Origin of the sequence: Aquimarina sp. U1-2, from assembly GCF_017897595.1 — a bacterium.
Lineage (GTDB): Bacteria > Bacteroidota > Bacteroidia > Flavobacteriales > Flavobacteriaceae > Aquimarina.
In genome coordinates this window covers 1-454 of the sequence record NZ_JAGKIK010000076.1, presented here as the reverse complement: position 1 = coordinate 454, position 454 = coordinate 1, and the positions used below count along the sequence as shown (strand labels likewise).

General features: G+C 30.6%; 1 protein-coding gene. It reads left to right on the top strand.

What is annotated here, in order from left to right; all coding sequences use genetic code 11:
• On the top strand, positions 1-454 hold a 454-nt coding region (gene mreC, locus J8281_RS19085; protein WP_210199246.1), incomplete at both ends, for a rod shape-determining protein MreC.

The following is a 454-nucleotide window of genomic DNA, read 5'->3' as shown; positions in this document are numbered from 1 at the left end:
CCCACTCTTATCACAAAAGCAAGTTTGTTAGTTCTGCTAATTTTTTAAGTGGTGGTGTTTACAATTCAGTTAATAATATTAACGCTTATTTTGACTTAAAATCTCAAAATCAACTATTGGCGGAGGAAAACAGACGTCTAAATGAATTATTATTCAACAGCAAAACGGATGATTCTATTACCAATGATGAGTTTGCACCAATAAATTATAAATACACTTCGGCCAATGTTATTCGTAATAGCTACAATTTAACCAATAATTTTTTATTGATAAATAGAGGCAAGAACGATAGTATTAAAGAAGATTTTGGTGTTATTTCTTCTTTAGGCATTGTGGGTATTATAGACGATGTTTCTAATAATTACGCCAAGGTAATTTCCATTTTAAATTCTAAAAGCAGCATAAGTGCTACGCTTAAAAAATCTGGGCATATAGGTTCGTTAACTTGGAATAC